18 protein-coding genes are annotated in these 17,938 nt (G+C 66.8%); 11 read left to right on the top strand and 7 right to left on the bottom strand.

From position 1 onward, the window contains the following. Nucleotides 1-8 precede the first annotated feature (8 nt). The 6 genes from prfA to mazG all read left to right on the top strand — a co-directional run bounded on the left by prfA (nucleotide 9) and on the right by mazG (nucleotide 5,442). Nucleotides 9-1,088 carry a peptide chain release factor 1 gene (prfA, locus tag WDM91_03220; protein ID MEI9993582.1) on the top strand — a complete coding sequence of 360 codons (1,080 nt, stop codon included), beginning with the start codon at nucleotides 9-11 and terminating at the stop codon, nucleotides 1,086-1,088. Next, complete coding sequence (prmC, locus tag WDM91_03215) at nucleotides 1,085-1,921, top strand: peptide chain release factor N(5)-glutamine methyltransferase (GenBank protein MEI9993581.1); 837 nt, start codon at nucleotides 1,085-1,087, stop codon at nucleotides 1,919-1,921. The genes prfA and prmC overlap by 4 nt, the downstream gene beginning before the upstream one ends. Before the next feature lie 206 nt (nucleotides 1,922-2,127). Continuing rightward, nucleotides 2,128-2,577 (top strand): DUF4167 domain-containing protein, encoded by a 450-nt coding sequence (locus WDM91_03210; protein MEI9993580.1) that lies wholly within the window; start codon nucleotides 2,128-2,130, stop codon nucleotides 2,575-2,577. A 76-nt stretch (nucleotides 2,578-2,653) separates the two neighbouring features. Further along, nucleotides 2,654-3,436 (top strand): TatD family hydrolase, encoded by a 783-nt coding sequence (locus WDM91_03205; GenBank protein MEI9993579.1) that lies wholly within the window; start codon nucleotides 2,654-2,656, stop codon nucleotides 3,434-3,436. A gap of 133 nt (nucleotides 3,437-3,569) precedes the next feature. Beyond that, nucleotides 3,570-4,391, top strand: a complete 822-nt coding sequence (locus WDM91_03200) for an MBL fold metallo-hydrolase (GenBank protein ID MEI9993578.1) — start codon at nucleotides 3,570-3,572, stop codon at nucleotides 4,389-4,391. 223 nt (nucleotides 4,392-4,614) lie between these two features. Then, a complete protein-coding gene (mazG, locus tag WDM91_03195) occupies nucleotides 4,615-5,442 on the top strand; it encodes a nucleoside triphosphate pyrophosphohydrolase (GenBank protein MEI9993577.1) in 828 nt (275 codons plus the stop codon). Between the two features lie 10 nt (nucleotides 5,443-5,452). On the opposite strand, the gene hflX is transcribed toward mazG, so the two are convergent. The 7 genes from hflX to WDM91_03160 form a co-directional block, all read right to left on the bottom strand. After that, a complete protein-coding gene (hflX, locus tag WDM91_03190; GenBank protein MEI9993576.1) occupies nucleotides 5,453-6,763 on the bottom strand; it encodes a GTPase HflX in 1,311 nt (436 codons plus the stop codon). A 35-nt stretch (nucleotides 6,764-6,798) separates the two neighbouring features. Continuing rightward, nucleotides 6,799-7,050: an RNA chaperone Hfq gene (gene hfq / locus WDM91_03185; GenBank protein ID MEI9993575.1), complete on the bottom strand. Its 252-nt coding sequence runs from the start codon at nucleotides 7,048-7,050 to the stop codon at nucleotides 6,799-6,801. 86 nt (nucleotides 7,051-7,136) lie between these two features. After that, nucleotides 7,137-8,039 (bottom strand): D-amino-acid transaminase, encoded by a 903-nt coding sequence (locus WDM91_03180; GenBank protein ID MEI9993574.1) that lies wholly within the window; start codon nucleotides 8,037-8,039, stop codon nucleotides 7,137-7,139. Nucleotides 8,040-8,046: 7 nt separating this feature from the next. Then, nucleotides 8,047-9,465, bottom strand: coding sequence for a sigma-54 dependent transcriptional regulator (locus tag WDM91_03175; GenBank protein MEI9993573.1), 1,419 nt, complete (start codon nucleotides 9,463-9,465; stop codon nucleotides 8,047-8,049). Continuing rightward, complete coding sequence (locus WDM91_03170; protein MEI9993572.1) at nucleotides 9,434-11,728, bottom strand: PAS domain-containing sensor histidine kinase; 2,295 nt, start codon at nucleotides 11,726-11,728, stop codon at nucleotides 9,434-9,436. Before WDM91_03170 ends, WDM91_03175 begins: the two co-directional genes overlap by 32 nt. A gap of 121 nt (nucleotides 11,729-11,849) precedes the next feature. Further along, entirely contained in the window at nucleotides 11,850-13,388 is a 1,539-nt protein-coding gene (ntrC, locus tag WDM91_03165) for a nitrogen regulation protein NR(I) (GenBank protein ID MEI9993571.1), read from the bottom strand. Continuing rightward, nucleotides 13,297-14,403 (bottom strand): ATP-binding protein, encoded by a 1,107-nt coding sequence (locus WDM91_03160; protein ID MEI9993570.1) that lies wholly within the window; start codon nucleotides 14,401-14,403, stop codon nucleotides 13,297-13,299. Before WDM91_03160 ends, ntrC begins: the two co-directional genes overlap by 92 nt. A gap of 132 nt (nucleotides 14,404-14,535) precedes the next feature. Here WDM91_03160 and WDM91_03155 point away from each other — a divergent pair, with 132 nt between their 5' ends. Genes WDM91_03155 through WDM91_03135 form a run of 5 tightly spaced genes read left to right on the top strand, consistent with a single transcriptional unit; the run spans nucleotide 14,536 to nucleotide 17,634 of the window. Next, nucleotides 14,536-15,687: a bifunctional 2-C-methyl-D-erythritol 4-phosphate cytidylyltransferase/2-C-methyl-D-erythritol 2,4-cyclodiphosphate synthase gene (locus WDM91_03155; protein ID MEI9993569.1), complete on the top strand. Its 1,152-nt coding sequence runs from the start codon at nucleotides 14,536-14,538 to the stop codon at nucleotides 15,685-15,687. Next, a complete protein-coding gene (locus tag WDM91_03150) occupies nucleotides 15,687-16,115 on the top strand; it encodes a GNAT family N-acetyltransferase (protein ID MEI9993568.1) in 429 nt (142 codons plus the stop codon). The genes WDM91_03155 and WDM91_03150 overlap by 1 nt, the downstream gene beginning before the upstream one ends. Continuing rightward, complete coding sequence (locus WDM91_03145; GenBank protein ID MEI9993567.1) at nucleotides 16,112-16,561, top strand: phosphatidylglycerophosphatase A; 450 nt, start codon at nucleotides 16,112-16,114, stop codon at nucleotides 16,559-16,561. Before WDM91_03150 ends, WDM91_03145 begins: the two co-directional genes overlap by 4 nt. A gap of 23 nt (nucleotides 16,562-16,584) precedes the next feature. Beyond that, nucleotides 16,585-17,073: a CinA family protein gene (locus tag WDM91_03140; GenBank protein ID MEI9993566.1), complete on the top strand. Its 489-nt coding sequence runs from the start codon at nucleotides 16,585-16,587 to the stop codon at nucleotides 17,071-17,073. Between the two features lie 12 nt (nucleotides 17,074-17,085). After that, on the top strand, nucleotides 17,086-17,634 hold the full coding sequence (locus WDM91_03135; protein ID MEI9993565.1) for a hypothetical protein: 549 nt from the start codon (nucleotides 17,086-17,088) through the stop codon (nucleotides 17,632-17,634). Nucleotides 17,635-17,938: the final 304 nt, after the last annotated feature.

Here is a 17,938-nt window from a genome sequence, read left to right as displayed (position 1 = left end):
CGATATCCATGATTCCCACAGCCAAGCTCGAACGCCTGCTCGACCGCTTCCATGCGATCGAGGCGCAGCTTGCCTCGGGCGAAGGCGGTGCCGGCTTCGTCAAGCTTTCCAAGGAGCATGCGGAACTCAGCCCGGTGATCGACGTCGTGCGCGACTACCGCAAGGCGCAGGAGCAGCTTCAGGGCGCCGAGACGATGATCGCCGATCCCGCCACGGACACCGAAATGCGCGGTCTCGCGGAGGAAGAGCGCGCCGAACTGAAACAGCGCGTCGAAACGCTCGAGCACGACCTGCAGATACAGCTCCTGCCCAAGGACGCCGCCGACGCGTCCTCCGCCATCCTCGAGATCCGCGCCGGCACCGGCGGCGACGAGGCGGCGCTGTTCGCCGACGACCTGCTCGCGATGTACACGCGCTATTGCGCGCTGCAAGGCTGGAAGACCGAGGTCATGTCGCGCACCGACAGCGATCTCGGCGGCATCAAGGACGCGGTGATGGACGTGACCGGGCAGGGGGTCTACGCCAAGCTCAAATTCGAAAGCGGCGTGCACCGGGTGCAGCGTGTGCCGGTGACCGAGACGCAGGGGCGCATCCACACCTCCGCCGCCACCGTCGCGGTGCTGCCCGAGGCCGAGGACGTCGACATCGTCATCAACGACAAGGACCTGCGGATCGATGTCTATCGCGCCCAGGGCGCCGGCGGCCAGCACGTCAACAAGACCGAATCGGCAGTCCGCATCACCCATCTGCCGACCGGCATCGCGGTCGCGCAGCAGACCGAGAAGTCGCAGCACAAGAACAAGGCGCATGCGATGAAGCTGCTGAAAGCCAAACTCTACGAGATCGAGCGCGAACGCGTCGACAGCGCCCGGGCGTCGGAGCGCAAATCGCTGGTCGGCTCCGGCGATCGGTCCGAGCGCATCCGCACCTACAATTTCCCGCAAGGCCGCGTCACCGACCACCGCATCAACCTGACGCTCTACAAGCTGGACAAGATCATCTCGGGCGACGATCTGGGCGAGATCGTCGACGCGCTGGTGGCGCAGGACCAGGCCGACCGCCTCGCCGCCCTGGACTCCGAAGCGTGAGCGATCCGGTCGGCGATGCGGCGCAGCGCCTGCGCGAGGCCGGCGTCGGAACGGCACGGCTCGATGCGCGCCTGCTATGGGAGTTCTCGCGCCCCCGGGACGCCGCGCTGTTCGAGCGCCTGGTCGCCCGCCGGGCTTCGCGCGAGCCGCTTGCCTACATCACCGGCGCCAAGGAGTTCTGGAGCCTGGCTTTCGCGGTGGGTCCCGGCGTCCTGATCCCGCGTCCCGACACCGAGACGCTGATCGAATCGCTCACCCGGCGGATTCCGGACCGGACCACGCCGCTCTCGCTGATCGATCTGGGCACCGGCTCCGGCTGCCTCCTGATCGCCGCGCTCAAGGAATATCCCAATGCGCATGGCGTCGGCATCGACGCCTCGCCGGACGCGCTCTATTGGGCGACCCGCAATCTCGCGACTCACCGCCTGAAGGAGCGCGCGACGCTGATCGAGACCGCCTGGCCCGAGGAGGCCAGTCCCGGCTTCGACGTCATCCTCTCCAATCCGCCCTATATCCCGTCGCGCGACATCGCAGGCCTTGAGCCCGAAGTTGCCCGCTACGAACCGCATCAGGCGCTCGATGGCGGACCCGACGGCCTCGACGCCTACCGCGCCCTGGCGCCCCGAATCGCCCGCCTGTTGAGGCCCGGCGGCGTCGCATTCGTCGAGATCGGCCAGGGGCAGGGTGACGCGGTCACCGGGTTCCTACGCGCGGCGGAGCTGCAAGTTCCCGTTATTGAGCCCGATTTGGCGGGAATCCCGCGCTGTATCGTTGTGGAACGCCCAAGTTCCGCGCCTGAGAAAACAGTTGGAATGTCGGGGGCAAGTCGCTAGTTTCCGGCCCCGTGGGGACATAGGGACCCTGCCGGCAATCGGTCATACGGACCGAGGGGGGCCGGAGCGGCAAGTCCGCGGTTCTTGTGCAAAACGAAAGACGAGCCCTGCATTGCTGCGGCAGCCCAATTGCGCGGCCCCAAAGGGCTAAAGCGCATGCATCGCGCGCGGTGAAGCGATGTTCGTCCTCTTATTAGGGGCATAGTTTGAAACGATCACGTAGAGGCGGCCGCAGGCCGCAACACGCAGGCGGCGGCCACTCCAACAACAATGGCGGTGGTGGTGGCGGCGGCGGCGGTGGACACAATCCGAACCGCACCTTCGATTCCTCGGGACCGGAAGTGAAGATCCGCGGCTCGGCCGCGAATGTGTACGAGAAGTATCTTCAGCTCGCGCGCGATGCGAATGCCAGCGGCGACCGGGTGATGGCGGAGAACTATCTCCAGCACGCCGAGCACTATTATCGCATCATGGCGGCACAGCAGGCGCAGCTCGCGCAATACCAGCAGCAGCAGGCCGCGCAGCAGCAGAACAACGGCCAGCCGCGCGGCAACGCACAGGGCGACCAGCCCTTCGTGCCGCAGCCGGGCCAGAGCGCGCCTGTCTTCTCGCTCAACGAGAATGAGGAAGAGGGCGAAGAGGAAACCGCCGAATAGGCGGTCGCCTCGCCTGCGGAACGCGGGCAGGGCGGCGGCGTTTGCCTCCCTGTCCATTCCGCGCTAACTCCGGCACATGCTCGTCGACAGCCATTGCCATCTCGATTTCCCCGAATTCGCGCCCGAGCTCGATGCCGTGGTCGCGCGCGCCCGCGATGCCGGCGTACGGGTTTGCGTCAGCATCGGGACCAAGCTCACGAATTTTCCGAACGTCCGCGCGGTCGCCGAGCGTTTCGATGACGTCTGGTGCTCGGTCGGCGTGCATCCGCACGAGGCGGAAGGCGAGCTGCTCGACGGCCCGCAGGTCCTGATCGACGCCGCGGCGCATCCCAAGGTCGTGGGCATCGGCGAGACCGGTCTCGACTACTACTACGAGCACAGCCCCCGTCCGCAGCAGATCGCGAATTTCCGCGCCCATATCCAGGCGGCGCGCGCGACCGGCTTGCCCGTCATCGTCCACACCCGCGACGCCGACGACGACACGATCGGCGTGCTGCAGGAGGAGATGGCGGCCGCGCCCTTCACCGGCCTGATCCATTGCTTCACGGGGACGCGGCGCCTGGCGGAAGCGTCGCTCGACCTGGGCCTGTCCATCTCGGTCTCCGGCATCGCGACTTTCAAGAAGTCGGAGGAACTGCGCGCGGTGCTGAAAGGCGTGCCGCTCGACCGCCTGCTGGTCGAGACCGACGCCCCCTTCCTCGCGCCCATGCCCCATCGCGGCAAGCGCAACGAGCCCGCTTTCGTGACCCACACCGCCGCGATGCTGGCGACCCTCAAAAGCGTGAGCGCCGAAGAGCTTGCGTCGGCCACCACGGAAAACTTCTTCCGCCTCTTCACGAAAGTGGAGCGACCGCGGTGAGTGTGCCGCCTGGTTCCAACACCGTCATGGCCGGGCTTGACCCGGCCATCCATCGTGGCCGCGCCTGCGGGCGCAAAGGACTCACTTCGGCGCGCCGGCACGCGCCGGATGGATGGGCGGATCAAGGCCGCCCATGACAGAGGAGAAATTCCACGCCGTCATCCTCGGCTGCGGCTCCTCCGGCGGCGTGCCGCGCATCGGCGGCACGGATGGCGCGGGTTTCTGGGGCGCCTGCGATCCGGCCAACCCGAAGAACCGCCGCCGCCGCTGCTCGCTGCTGATCAAGCGCATCGCGGCCGGCGGCGAGACCGTCGCGCTGGTCGACACGTCGCCCGACATGAAGGACCAGCTCGTCGACGCGCGGGTGGCCAGGCTCGACGGCGTGCTCATCACCCACGACCACGCCGACCAGCTCCACGGCCTCGACGACCTGCGCCAGCTCGCCTTGCTCCAGCGCCGCCGCCTGGACGTCTATTCCGACGCCCAGAGCTTCGTCGGCGTGATGCAGCGCTTCGGCTACTGTTTCACCCAGCCGCAAGGCAGCGACTATCCGCCGATCCTCAATGCCCACACGCTGCCCGAGCCTTTTGCGTCGTTCGCGATCGCCGGGGCAGGGGGCGACCTGCCCGTGCGCGCCTTCGGCCAGCGCCATGGCCGGATCCGCTCGCTCGGCTTCCGCTTCGGCCCCATTGCATACTCGCCGGACGTCGACGGCCTGGACGACGCAGCCTTCGAAGCCCTGGCTGGCGTCGACACCTGGATCGTCGACGCGCTGCGCTACACGCCGCATCCGAGCCACGCCCACCTCGGCCGGACTCTGGAATGGATCGCCCAGGTCAAGCCGCGGCGCGCCATCCTGACCGACATGCATGTCGATCTCGACTACGAGACCCTGAAGGCCGAACTGCCCGACGGCGTCGAGCCGGCCTATGACGGGATGACGGTGTCGGCTTAGAACGGTGCTCCACAGACACGTGTCATGGCCCGCGAATTGTTCGGTCCGGAGACATAGCCGACAGGTGTTCGGGGACATGGTCGACACATTATCGGCAGACGGTCCCGGCCATCGATCTATGATTTCCCATAATATTACTTATACGTATAATGGATGATGCTGCGCCTGTGCATAGCGGCCCGCCCGAGCCCCGCCGGCCGGATCGATGCGCTATCAATCAGGCATGACCAAGCCCGAGCCCAGCCGCGATGTCGCGGACCTTGTCGAGATCCTGCGCCGGCTGCGCGATCCCGTCGCCGGCTGCCCATGGGACCGCGATCAGACCTTCGAGACCATTGCGCCCTACACCATCGAGGAGGCTTACGAGGTCTCCGCTGCGATCGAGGACAAGAACTGGCCGGAGCTCAAGGACGAGCTAGGCGACCTGCTCCTCCAGGTCGTCTACCACGCGCGGATCGCCGAGGAGCGCGGCCTGTTCGCCTTCGGCGATGTGGTCGAGGCGATCACCGGCAAGATGATCCGCCGCCATCCCCATGTCTTCGGCGACACCGCGGCCGAGCAGGACGCTCACGCCCAGAAGGATACCTGGGAGGCGCTCAAGGCCGCCGAGCGTGGCGCCAAGGGCCAGGCCGGCGTGCTGGACGGCGTTCCCCTCGCCCTGCCCGCCCTGGCCCGTGCCGACAAACTTCAGAAACGTCTTTCAAGCGTCGGATTCGATTGGAATTCTCCGGAACGCGTGATCGACAAGGTGACGGAGGAAGCCCGGGAGATCGTCGAGGCGCAAGCCGCCGGCGCCTCCCAGTCCGAGATCGAAGGCGAGTTCGGCGACCTGCTCTTCGTGATCGCCAATCTGGCCAGGCACCTCAAGGTCGACCCGGAAGCCGCTCTTCGCATGACGAATTCCAAGGTCACCCGCCGCTTCGCCTGGATCGAGGCACGTCTCGCCGCCCAGGGCCGCGGCCCTAAAGACGCGACCCTGGCCGAGCTGGAGGATCTGTGGCTCGGAGCGAAAGCAGCTCTCAGACCCACAGATCCGTCCACAGGTTTATGAACAGGTCCTGCTAACCGCTTGCTGGAACAAAGTTCTTGTCTGTGAAGCGTTGCGAGAATCGCTCCACATCCCGGGGATCGATCGCCAGCGTCAGCGCGACGCCTTTTGCCTGGTCTTCCCGCCCCAGGACCTGCGCGTGGCGATAGACCCAAGCGAGGCCCTCGCCGTCGGCATGCGGCAGCATTAGGCGATATTGAATGTTGGCATGCGTCAACTCGGTCTCGAAACGGCGCAAAAGCTGGCTTAATCCGTCACCGGCCAGCGCGGAGACCGCGACCGGACCGTTCGGCCTTTCGTTGCCGGCCAGCAGCCCGGCGCGGACCTCCGGTTCAATCCGGTCGATCTTGTTGAGGACCTCGATGAACGGCCGCCCCTCGGTGTCGACGCCGAGATCCGCCAGCACTTTGAGCACGTCGGCTTTTTGGGCAGAACTTTCCGTATGGGACGCGTCACGGACGTGAACGATGACATCGGCTTCCAGGACCTCCTCCAGCGTGGCGCGGAAGGCGGCGACCAGCTCGGTTGGCAGGTCGGCGATGAAGCCCACCGTGTCGGACAGCACGGCCCGTGTCCCATGCGGCAGCTTGAGGCCGCGCATCGTCGGATCGAGAGTCGCGAACAGCAGGTCCTTGGCCAAGACCTCGGCGTCGGTCAGCGTGTTGAACAGGGTCGACTTGCCGGCATTGGTGTAGCCGACCAGCGCGATCACCGGGTAAGGCACCCTCTTCCGGGCCTGGCGTTGCAGGCCTCGGGTCCGCTTGACGCTTTCGAGTTCCTTCTTGATCCGCGCGACGCGGTCGCCGATCAGGCGCCGGTCGGTCTCGATCTGCGACTCGCCGGGACCGCCGAGGAAGCCGAAGCCGCCCCTCTGCCGTTCCAGATGGGTCCAGGACCGCACCAGCCGCGAGCGCTGATAGCTCAAATGCGCCAGCTCGACCTGCAGCCGGCCCTCATGCGTGCGGGCCCGCTCGCCGAAGATTTCGAGGATCAGCGCCGTGCGGTCGAGCACCTTGGTCGCCCAGGCCTTTTCCAGGTTGCGTTGCTGGACCGGCGAAAGCTGCGCGTTGACGATGATGACCGTCGGCTCCAGCGCCTTCGCCTCGCCGCCGATCTCCGCGACCTTGCCGCTGCCGATCAGCGTCGCGGGCGTCGGCCGCACCAGCGGCACGATATGGCTCGCGATGACCTCGAGCCCGATCGCCGCCGTCAGGCCGATCGCTTCCTCGAGCCGTGCCTCGGCGTCGCGGTCCAGCCTTGCGCCGGCGGCGCGCGCCTTGGGTTCGACATGGACGACGACCGCGGTGCGCACGAGATCGCGCACGCCGTCATAGCCGGCCTTGGCGGGAGCCTTGCGGACTACGCGTTTTCCTTCTCGATCGCCGTTTCTTCCTGCAGCTGGATCGGACCCAGCGGCATGACGGTCGAGATCGCGTGCTTGTAGACGAGCTGCGCCTGGCCGTCCCGGCGCAGGAGAACGCAGAAATTGTCGAACCACGTGATGTTCCCCTGAAGCTTTACGCCGTTGACCAGAAAGATGGTAACGGCCGATTTGCTCTTGCGAACTGCATTGAGAAAGGTGTCTTGCAGATTTTGTTGTTTTTCGCTCATCGGGGAATCCAAGAGATGACTGTGCCGCGCGCCCCTGCGAAGCACTTTCCGTAGCATAGGCTGCATTGCTGCGTTTGCGAAAGGGCTTAGCTGCCTGTTTTTGCGGCGCGCTGTGAGGACGTCAGGAAATAAAGTTCCTGGACCCTTCGGGTCACCGGCCCCGGTTTACCATCCCCAACGCGCTTTCCGTCGATTGTGGTGACGGGGACCACGCCGGTGGCGGAGGATATGAAGGCCTCGCGCGCCGCCAACGCGTCGGCCAAAGCAAATCGAAGTTCCGTGACCTCGAGCTGCGATGTCGCAGCCGCTTCCAGGATGACCCGGCGGGTCACGCCGGGGAGGATGTCGTTGCCGAGCCCGCGGGTCCGGAGCTGGCCGGCGGCATCGACGATCCAGGCATTGGTCGAGCTGCCTTCGGTCACGAAACCGTCGTCGTCCACCAGCCACGCCTCATAAGCGCCGGCGCGCCGGGCGGCGGTCTTGGCCAGGAGGTTCGGGAGCAATTGGACCGTCTTGATGTCCACCCGCCCCCAGCGCTCGTCGGGCCGCGAGATCACCGCGACGCCGTCGCGCTGGCGCTTCTCGAGATCGACCATGGAGATGCTGCGGGCGGTGAGGATCAGGCTCGGGCGCACGGGCACGCTCGGGATCGGATGATCGCGCCTGGCGATGCCACGGCTCACCTGGAGATAGAGCAAGCCATCGCGAACGCGATTGCGGCGGACGAGCTCCCGCATCACGAGCTCGAGCGCGTTCCGCGGCATCGGCATCGCGATCTCGAGTTCGCGCAGCGAGCGCTCGAGCCTGTCGAGATGCTCCGCCACGTCCATCAGCACGCCGTGCGCGATGCCGCACACTTCATAGACGGCGTCGCCGAGCTGCAGCCCGCGATCCTCGATATGCACATGCGCCCGGCCATGCGGTTCATAGCGGCCGTCGACATAGGCGATCCGCCCGGCCGGGGCGCGGCCGTTCCAGCCCTTGCTCACGAATGCCTCACGCGTTGAAGCCCTGCTCCCGCCCGTTGGGGCCGACGCCGAGGGATTTGAGTTTCCGGTGCAGCGCGGAGCGCTCCATGCCGATGAACGCCGCGGTGCGCGAGATGTTGCCGCCGAAGCGATTGATCTGCGCCACCAGGTAGTCGCGCTCGAAGATCTCGCGGGCCTCGCGCAACGGCAGCGAGATGACGAGGTCGCCCCGCCCTCCCCCGCCGCCCCAAGGCGCGCTCGAGCCGAGGTCCGCCGGCAGGAGGTCGGCCGAGATCACCTGTGCCGCGTCGTCGGTCGCCAGGATCAGGAGACGCTCCACGATGTTGCGCAGCTGGCGGACATTGCCCGGCCAGCTATGCGATTGCAGCACCGCCATGGCGTCGTCGCCGATCTCGCGCATCGCGAGGCCCGACGTCGCCGACAGGCGCTTCATGAAATGCGACACCAGCGCGGGGATGTCGTCCCGCCGCTCGGCCAGCGAGGGCACCCGCACCGGCACGACGTTGAGCCGGTGGTAGAGATCCTCGCGGAACTTGCCGGCAGCGATCTCGGCCCGCAGATCCTTGGTCGTCGAGCAGATCACCCGCGCATCGACCTGCACCCGCATCGTGCCGCCGACCCGGGTGAAGGTCTGGTCCACCAGCACGCGCAGGATCTTGCCTTGCGTCTCCAGCGGCATGTCCGCGACTTCGTCGAGGTAGAGCGTGCCGTTATGCGCCAGCTCGAACATGCCGGTCTTGCGCGCGCCGTTCTCGCCCGCCTCGACGCCGAACAGCTCCGCTTCGATGCGCGACGGCGCCATGGTGGCGCAGTTGATCGCGACGAACGCGTTGCCGGCGCGGCGCGAACGGGAATGGATCAGCCGCGCGACGACCTCCTTGCCCGAGCCCGACGGGCCGGTGACGAAGATGCGGCTGTTGGTCGGGGCGATCTTGTCGACCGCTTGGCGCACCTGGCTGATCGCCGAGGATTGCCCGACCATCTCCGAATCGTCGCCGGTCTTGAGCTTCAGCTCCTGCACTTCGCGGCGCAGGCGCGAGGCCTCCAGGGCGCGGCCGACGACGTGGATCAGGCGGTCCGCCTTGAAGGGTTTCTCGATGAAGTCGTAAGCGCCCTTCTTGATGGAGGCGACCGCGGTCTCGATCGTCCCGTGGCCGGAGATCATCACCACCGGCAGGTCGGGCTGCTCGCGCTTCAAGGTGTCGAGCACCTGGATGCCGTCGAGCTTGCTGCCCTGCAGCCAGATGTCGAGCACGACGAGATGCGGCCGGCGCACGCGCACGGCGTTGAGCGCACTGTCGCTGTCGCCGGCGACGCGCGTCTCATACCCCTCGTCGCGGAGGATGCCCGCGATCAGGTCGCGGATGTCCTCCTCGTCGTCGACGATCAGGATTTCAGACGCGATCTGCGATCCGTTCTTGCTCATCCGATGGTCCCTTGGCTTTCAGGCTTTTCTGTTTCGGCGGGAAGATCATCACGACCTCCGCGCCATGCTGGCTTTCGCCGTGCTCGTGGCCGTCCTGGCCGGCATCCTGCAGCAGCAACTCGCCGCCATGGTCTTCCAGGATCTTGCGCACGATCGCGAGGCCGAGGCCGGTGCCCTTGGCGCGCGTCGTGACATAGGGTTCGGTCAGCCGGTCGCGATGCTCGTGCGGCAGGCCGATGCCGTTGTCGGTGATGCGGAACACGACGCGGTCCTCGCCGGGCTCCAGTGCGATGACGATGCGGCCGGGCGTGTCGTCGCCCTTGCCGAGCCGGGCCTGGATGCCCTCGCCGGCGTTCTTGAGCACGTTGGTCAGGGCCTGCGCCACCAGCCGGCCGTCGCATTCGACATAGACCGGGTTCTTGGGCAGCCGCGTCTCATAGGTGATCTGCGGATTGCCGACGCGCTGCAGGAACACCGCCTGCTGGATCAGCTCCTGCGCATTCTCGCGCCGCATCACCGGCGTCGGCATGCGGGCGAAGGAGGAGAACTCGTCGACCATGCGACCGATGTCGCCGACCTGGCGGATGATGGTGTCGGTGCATTGCGCAAAGACCTCGGGATCGGTCGTGATCTCGCTCGCATATTTGCGCTTGAGCCGCTCGGCGGAGAGCTGGATCGGCGTCAGGGGGTTCTTGATCTCGTGCGCGATGCGGCGCGCCACGTCCGCCCAGGCGGCGGTGCGCTGGGCCGAAACGAGGTCCGTGATGTCGTCGAAGGTCGCGACATAGCCGCTGCCGTCGGAACCGCGTTCGCTGGAGACCTGGACGCTGAGCGCCCGTGTCGTGGAGCCGCGCTTGACGGTGACCTCGCCGCCGGCGCGCCCGACCGGCTCGGTGATGGCGCGGCGGATCATGGCGGCCATTTCGGGCACCGATTCCGAATAGTGGCGGCCTTCCAGCTCCTCCGGCGCGGCATTGAGAAGACGCGCCGCGGCACGGTTGACGATGGTGATCGTGCCGTCATGATCGAGGCCGATCACACCGGCGCTCACGCCCGCGAGCACGGCCTCGGTGAAGCGGCGGCGCTCGTCGTTTTGCCGGTTCACCGAGACCAGCGCCGTGCGCTGGGCGTCGAGCTGCGAGGTCATGCGGTTGAAGGCCCGGCCCAGAAGCCCGATCTCGTCATCGTCGCGCTCGACCTCGACCTGCGCCTTCAGATCGCCCGCCGAGACCCGCTCGGCCGCCGTGATGAGGCCGGAGATCGGCCGCACCAGGCGGTTTGCCGCCCACAGGCCGAGCCAAATGGCGGCGAGCAGGATGACCAGCGAGACCACGCCGTAAAGCGCCGCGAAGATGAGCTGGACCTCCGCCAGGTTCTGGCCGAGGCGATCGTATTCGTTGGCCGTGTCGTTGGTGAGCTTGTAGTAGCTGTAGACCTGCGGATCGACCGGTCGCGCCACCAGCAGATAGGCATCCTTCAGGATCGAGATCCGGATCAGCGCATACATGACGCCGGTCTTGGGATCGCCATAGGTGATGGCCGACGGGTTGGTGCGCGCCCATTCGAACTCGCCGGCTCCCGGCTTCTTCGTCGCGGAATATTTGAAGTTGGTGTTGCTGCCCTTGTAGTTGCCGTGGCTGTCGATGATGAACGAGCCCAGCAGGCCGCGCTTCTCCGCCATGTCCGCGAGCTTGGCGAACATCAGGCCAGCCTTCATCTGATGCCGCTCGTCGACCAGCGACGGATCGCTCTCCAGCGCGATCATCATCTCGATCGCGTCGTTCGCGATGCCCGTGCCCTTGTCGAGCATGTAGCGGTAGGAAATGCTCTTGGAGTTGTCGATCGCGCCCTGCACCCGGGCGGAGAACCATGCCTCGATGCCGAGGTTGAGCGTCACGGTGGAGAAGATCGCGACGAGAATGGCCGGCGTCACCGCGATGACGCTGAACATCAGGACGAGACGCACATGCAGCCGTGCTCCGGCAGTGCCCGCCGTGCGCGCGCGCCACAGCCGGGCGATGCGCCAGGCAATGAGGCCGGCCAAGGCCAGGCCAAGCGTCAGGTTCAGCGCGAGCAGCCCGTCCAGGACCTCGGGCGTCGGCGCGATCGGTACTGCGCCCGTGACGGTGGCATAGGTGAGTATCCCCGCCAGCACGGCGAGAATGCCGACGCCGAAGGCAAGCAGCGACGGGCGCGAAATTGCCCGTATCCAATTCAGAACACCGCCGCGAGGCGGTTCTGCAACAAGGTTCGCTGTCGACATAGGGTTCCGTTGCGACCGCTAAACCGTTAGCGGCATTCGGCAATCCGACATAGTGTAGCGAAGCGGCAGCATGTTGCAAGAATGCTGCGTTGCGATACCGCAACACGGTTAAGCGGGCGCCCTACTCCGCTCGCAATCCCCGGATGACCTCAAGCCCGAGATCCCGGATTTTTTTGCGCAGCGTATTTCGGTTCAGGCCCAGCAGGTGCGCCGCGCGGATCTGGTTGCCGCGGGTCGCGGCCAGGCAGATCGACAGCAAAGGCCGCTCGATCTCCTGCAGGATGCGATCATAGAGCCCCGGCGGCGGAAGCTTCTCGCCCTGGGCGAGGAAGTATTTCGTCAGATGCCGCTCCACCGCGGCACTCAGCGACGCGGGCTCGTCGCCCTCGTCGGCACCGATCGCGCGGGCCGGTTCCTTCAGCTCGGCCGAGATCGCCGTCGCCGGAATGGTGTCGCCCGAATGCAGCACGGCCAGACGGCGGATCAAGTTCTCCAGCTCGCGCACATTGCCCGGCCAGCGATAGTGCTTGAGCATGTCGAACGCTTCCGGCTCGAGGCGCTTCGACGGCAATCCCTCATCCTCCGCCTTGTGCAGGAAGTGGCGCACCAGGTCGGGCACGTCTTCGGCGCGTTCGCGCAGCGGCGGCAGGCGCATCGGCACGACGTTGAGACGATAGTAGAGGTCCTCGCGGAACAGGCCCTGCTGGATCAGCTGGCGCAGGTCGCGATTGGTGGCGGCGATGATGCGGACATCGGTCTTGATCGGCGTGCGGCCGCCGACCGTCGTGTACTCGCCCTGCTGCAGCACGCGCAGCAGGCGGGTTTGCGCCTCCAGTGGCATATCGCCGATCTCGTCGAGGAACAGCGTGCCGCCTTCGGCCTGCTCGAAGCGCCCGACGCCGCGATTGGTCGCGCCGGTGAAGGCGCCGCGCTCATGACCGAAGAGCTCGCTTTCGACCAACTCCTTTGGAATCGCCGCCATGTTGACGGCCACGAAAGCCCCGTGCCGGCGCTTGCCGTAGTCGTGGAGGGCGCGCGCGACCAGCTCCTTGCCGGTGCCGCTCTCGCCCATGATCATCACGGTGAGGTCGGTCTGGGTCAGCCGCGCGATGACGCGGTAGATCTCCTGCATCGCCGGGGAGCGGCCGATCAGCGGCAGGCGGTCTTCGCTGCGGGCTTCCTGGGGCTCGCGCCGCGTGCCCGGGCTCGCCAAGGCGCGCTGGACGACGGCGGTGAGCTCCTTGAGATCGAACGGCTTGGGAAGATAGTCGAACGCGCCGCGCTCCGTCGCGGTGATGGCGGTGAGGATCGTGTTCTGCGCGCTCATCACGACGACGGGCAGGTCGGGACGGATCTTCTTGATGCGCGGGATCAGGTCGAAGCCGTTCTCGTCGGGCAGGACGACGTCGGTGATCACGAGATTGCCGTCGCCCGCGGCCACCCAGCGCCACAGCCCCGCCGCCGTGCCCGTCGTGCGCACGTCATAGCCGGCGCGGCCCAGCGCCTGGTTCAACACGGTGCGGATCGCGGAATCGTCGTCGCACACAAGGATCAAGCCGGCGGGCACATCAGCCTCCTTCGCTCGGTCCCGCCGCCTTGGGCAGCAGGATGCGGAAAATGGTTCGGCGCGGCGCGGAATCGCATTCGATGACGCCCCCATGGTCGCCGACGATCTTGGCGACCAGCGCCAGGCCGAGACCCGAACCGCGCGGCTTGGTCGTGACGAAAGGATCGAAGATGTTCGGCATCAGGTCCGGCGGCACGCCCGAGCCGTTGTCGCGCACCGTGACCTCGAGCGGCAGGCTCAGGCGCTCGCCGGCGACGGCGGCGCCGAAGCGGACGCCGGGCCGGTAGCCGGTCGTCAAGGTGATCTCGCCGCCCGTCTCGGGAAGCGCGTCGGCCGCGTTGCGGACGAGATTCATGAAGACCTGGATGAGCTGGTCGCGATCGCCCAGCACAGGCGGCAGCGAGGGATCGAAGGACTCGATGATCGTCACACCCTTGGCGAAGCTGGTCTCGGCGACCTTGCGCACGCGGTCCAGGACTTCGTGGATGTTCACCGGCGTGCGCGGCAAGGCGCGCGTGTCGCCGAACGACTCCATGCGGTCGATCAGGGCGCGGATGCGGTCGGTCTCGTCGCAGATCAACTGCGTCAGGTCGCGCTCGGTCGGCGGCAGCGCTTCTTCGAGGAGTTGCGCCGCGCCGCGGATGCCCGCCAGCGGATTCTTGATCTCATGCGCCAGCACCGCCGCCATACCGTGCATCGAGCGCACCGCGCCGCGATGCAGGAGCTGCCGGTCGATCCGCTGCGCAAGGCTGCGCTCTTGCAGGATGACGACCACCGAATCTTCGGGTTCGGGAAGCGGCGTGACGAGGACATCGGCGATCCGCTCGCCATAGCGCGGCGTGGTGAGATCGACATTGCGCTCGCCCACAGAGGCGCCGCGCTCGCGGGCCTGCGCGACGAGTTGGATCAGCGGGCTGCCGAAGGGGACAAGCGCGTTGAGGCTCTGGCGGACCAGTAGCCCCGCGCCGCTGTCGAAGAACTGCTCGGCCGCCGGATTGACGAAGAGAACACGCAATTCCGGGCCGACGATCAGCAACGGCATGGGCAAGGCACCGGCGATCGCTGCCGTGGCTGCCCCTTCCTTCAGTCCGGCCTTGTCGCGTTCCATGCCATCTCATGCCTAATGGATAGGCATGGTAGGACACTGTCTACAAACTAGGCAACACCTATGTTGCGCCGCAGCGTAGCCTTGCCGCGTCGTGCAATTGTGCTACCCAGTCCGCCAAACTGCGGAGAAAACATGGCTGGGGTCGCCGTCCTTGTCGTTGCTGCCGGAAGAGGCGAACGGGCCGGCGGGCCGGTGCCCAAGCAATATGCGCCCTTGCTCGGCAAGCCGATCCTGCGCTGGACGCTCGAAGCTTTCGTCCGCCATCCGGCCGTCACCGCGATCCAGGTCACCATCGGTCCGAACGACGAAGCGCTCTATCGGGAAACCGTCGCCGGCCTGGATCTTCTGCCGGTGCTCGCCGGCGGCGCGACGCGGCAGCATTCGGTGATGCACGGGCTGGAGGCGCTCGCGCATCGCCGGCCGGATTATGTGCTGATCCACGATGCGGCCCGCCCCTTGGTGTCCGCGAAGCTGATCGACGCCGTCATCGCCGCGCTGCAGGCCGGGACGGAAGGTGCCGTGCCGCTGCTTCCCGTCGCCGACACGCTGCGCAAGCGGGAAAGCGGCAAGTGGGTGACGGTACCGCGCGATGGCTTGCTGCGCGCCCAGACACCGCAGGGTTTCGCGTTTCCGAAGATATTCGAGGCGCATCGCCACTTTGCGCGCGAGAGCGTGACCGACGACATGGCGCTCGCCGAGCTGGCCGGCTTGCATGTCGAGGCGGTGCCGGGCGAAGACAGCAACATGAAGGTCACCGCGCCGGAGGACTTTGCCTTGGCCGAACAGCATCTGCGCGCCCGGCTCGGCGAGAGCCGCACCGGCATGGGCTACGACGTGCACCGCTTCACCGCCGGCGACCATGTCTGGCTCTGCGGCGTGAAGGTGCCGCACGACCACGGGCTGGAGGGACATTCCGATGCCGATGCCGGGCTGCATGCCCTGACCGACGCGATCCTCGGCGCGATCGGTGAAGGCGATATCGGCCAGCATTTCCCGCCCACCGACGCGCGCTGGCGCGGCGCGCCGTCCTGGAAATTCCTCGACCATGCCGCGTCGCTGGTCGGCGCCAAGGGCGGCGCCATCGTCCATTGCGATGTCACGATCATCTGCGAGCGGCCGAAAGTGGGACCGCACCGCGAGGCGATGCGGACGCGGATCGCCGAGATCCTCAAGCTCGACCCGTCGCGCGTCAGCGTGAAGGCGACGACGACCGAAGGCCTCGGCTTCGAGGGCCGGCGTGAGGGCCTGGCGGCGCAAGCCGTGGCGACGGTCCGGTTGCCGTGATGCGGGTGATCGAACTCAAGCCCGGCGACGAGGCGCTGCTGCAACGGGCCGAGGATCTGTTCTATCCGGGCGCAGCCGCGCTCCAGCGCGCCGCCGCGTTGCTGCGCGAACCGACCTTCGTGATGGTGGCCGCCCTCGACGAGGACGGAGACGTGATGGGCCGCATCTACGGCCATATCCTGCACCGCTTCGAAGCCACCGACTTCCTGCTCTATGAGGTCGACGTCGCCGAGGCGCACCAGCGCAAGGGCGTCGGCCGCGCCATGGTCGAACATCTGAAACGTCTCGCCATCGCGCGCGGCTGGCGCGAGATGTGGGTGCTGACGGAGCTCGACAACGAGGCCGGCAACGCGCTGTACCGCTCGGCCGGCGGCAGCCTCGAAGGCTCGCCCGCGAACATGTATGTCTTCCCGGTCGTCGAGCGATGATCGTCGGGGCGATCTCGACCGTCTTCGGCATCGGCCATTTCCGTTACGGGCCCGGCACCGTGGCCAGCCTTGTCGCCTTACCCTTTGCCTGGCTGATGCTGTCGGCGCTCGGACCCGCCGCGCTGCTGGTCGCGAGCAGCGCCGCCTTCGCCGCCGGCGTGTGGGCGACGGGTATCTATGAAGCCCGAACCGCAAAGAGCGATCCATCGGAATGCGTCGTCGACGAAGTGGCCGGGCAGTGGCTCGCCTGTGCCGCGGCGCCGCTCTCGCCGCTCGGCTTCACCCTCGCCTTCGTGCTCTTCCGCTTTCTCGACATCACCAAGCTGTGGCCGGTGTCGCTGGGCGAGAAGCTGCCGCGCGGCTGGGGCATCATGACCGACGACATGATCGCGGGTGCCCTGGCGGCGGCGATCATTGCGGTGCTGCGCTGGCGCGGCCTAGTCTGACCCGCCCCAGCGAAAGGCCCGCGATGTTCTCCTCCCCCCTGCTCCGTCTTGCCGAAGTCGTGATCGCCGACGCCCGCGCCGCCAAGCTGCGCATCGCCACGGCGGAGAGCTGCACCGGCGGATTGATCGGCGGGCTGCTGACGGAGATCCCCGGCTCGTCCGCGGTGTTCGATCGCGGCTTCATCGTCTACACCAACCGCGCCAAGCAGGATCTGCTGGGCGTGCCGGGCGATCTGATCGCCGACATGGGCGAAGTCTCCGAGGCGGTGGCCCGGATGATGGCCGAAGGCGCGGTCGAGAATTCCAACGCGCAGCTCGCCGTCGCCGTCACCGGCATCGCAGGCCCGGGCGGCGGCACGCCGATGAAGCCCATCGGCCTGGTGCACATCTCGGCCTGCCGCGAAGGCCGTTCGATCCTGCATGAAGAGCAGCGCTTCGGCGACATCGGGCGGACCGAGGTGCGGCTGAAGACCTGTGAAGCGGCGCTAAACCTGCTGCACCGGCTGATCTGACGGAGGGCATCGATGAGTGCGAGCGGAACACAGCCCACGACACATCCCATACCGTTCGAAGAATTCAAGCTGATGTACGAATCGACGGAGCGTGTGACCGACCGGCGGATCGAGCTGGCACGCACCAACTCGTCGCTCTGCACGCTTGTGATCGCCGGGCTGGGAGTCACGGCCGCCTGGGCGCATGGGCGACAGGACGTCGAGCTTACAGCCGCCGCGATCATCGTCGTGATTTCCCTCCTTGGCATCGTGTTCTGCCGCTTCTGGAGCAGCCAGATCGAGGCCTACAAGGACCTCAATGGCGCCAAGTTCGACGTCCTCGACGAACTCTCAGACCGCGTGGTTTTCCCGGGCTATCCGGCGGGCGTCAAATCGTCCAAGCCGTTTGCCCGTGAGTGGGAATTCCTTCAGCAGAAAAAAGCGCTACAGCGCTACAAGGGAGGCTTTGCGCTGGGGTCGACCGCTTCCGAATTCGTCGTACCGATGAGCTTCCTGATATTCTTCCTCCTGGTGGCGCTATGCGCCCTGGGCTTCGCCGTCTCGATATCGCGCATCTTGTGACCGGCCTTGACCGATGAACATATTCGTCATCGCGCCTCGTGGAGTGGACCTCGACTGGCCGAGGAAGCGGAACATTCTCGAACGTGCGGCGGCTGACCTGGAGGTCGCCATCACGATCCCCAGCTATGGCGCCGCCGACGCCGTCTCGCACTCGATCAGCTCGCCGCTGGTCGCTGCAGACGCCGTCCTCGCCGATCTTTCCTTCGAGAGACCGAGCTCGTATTACGAACTCGGAGTCGCGGAGGCACTAGACAAGACGGTCAAAGCCGTCGCGAGAGCCGGCACCCCCATCCATCAGACGCAG

The organism is Rhizomicrobium sp. (assembly GCA_037200385.1).
Lineage (GTDB): Bacteria > Pseudomonadota > Alphaproteobacteria > Micropepsales > Micropepsaceae > Rhizomicrobium.
This window is presented reverse-complemented; position numbering and strand designations above follow the sequence as displayed.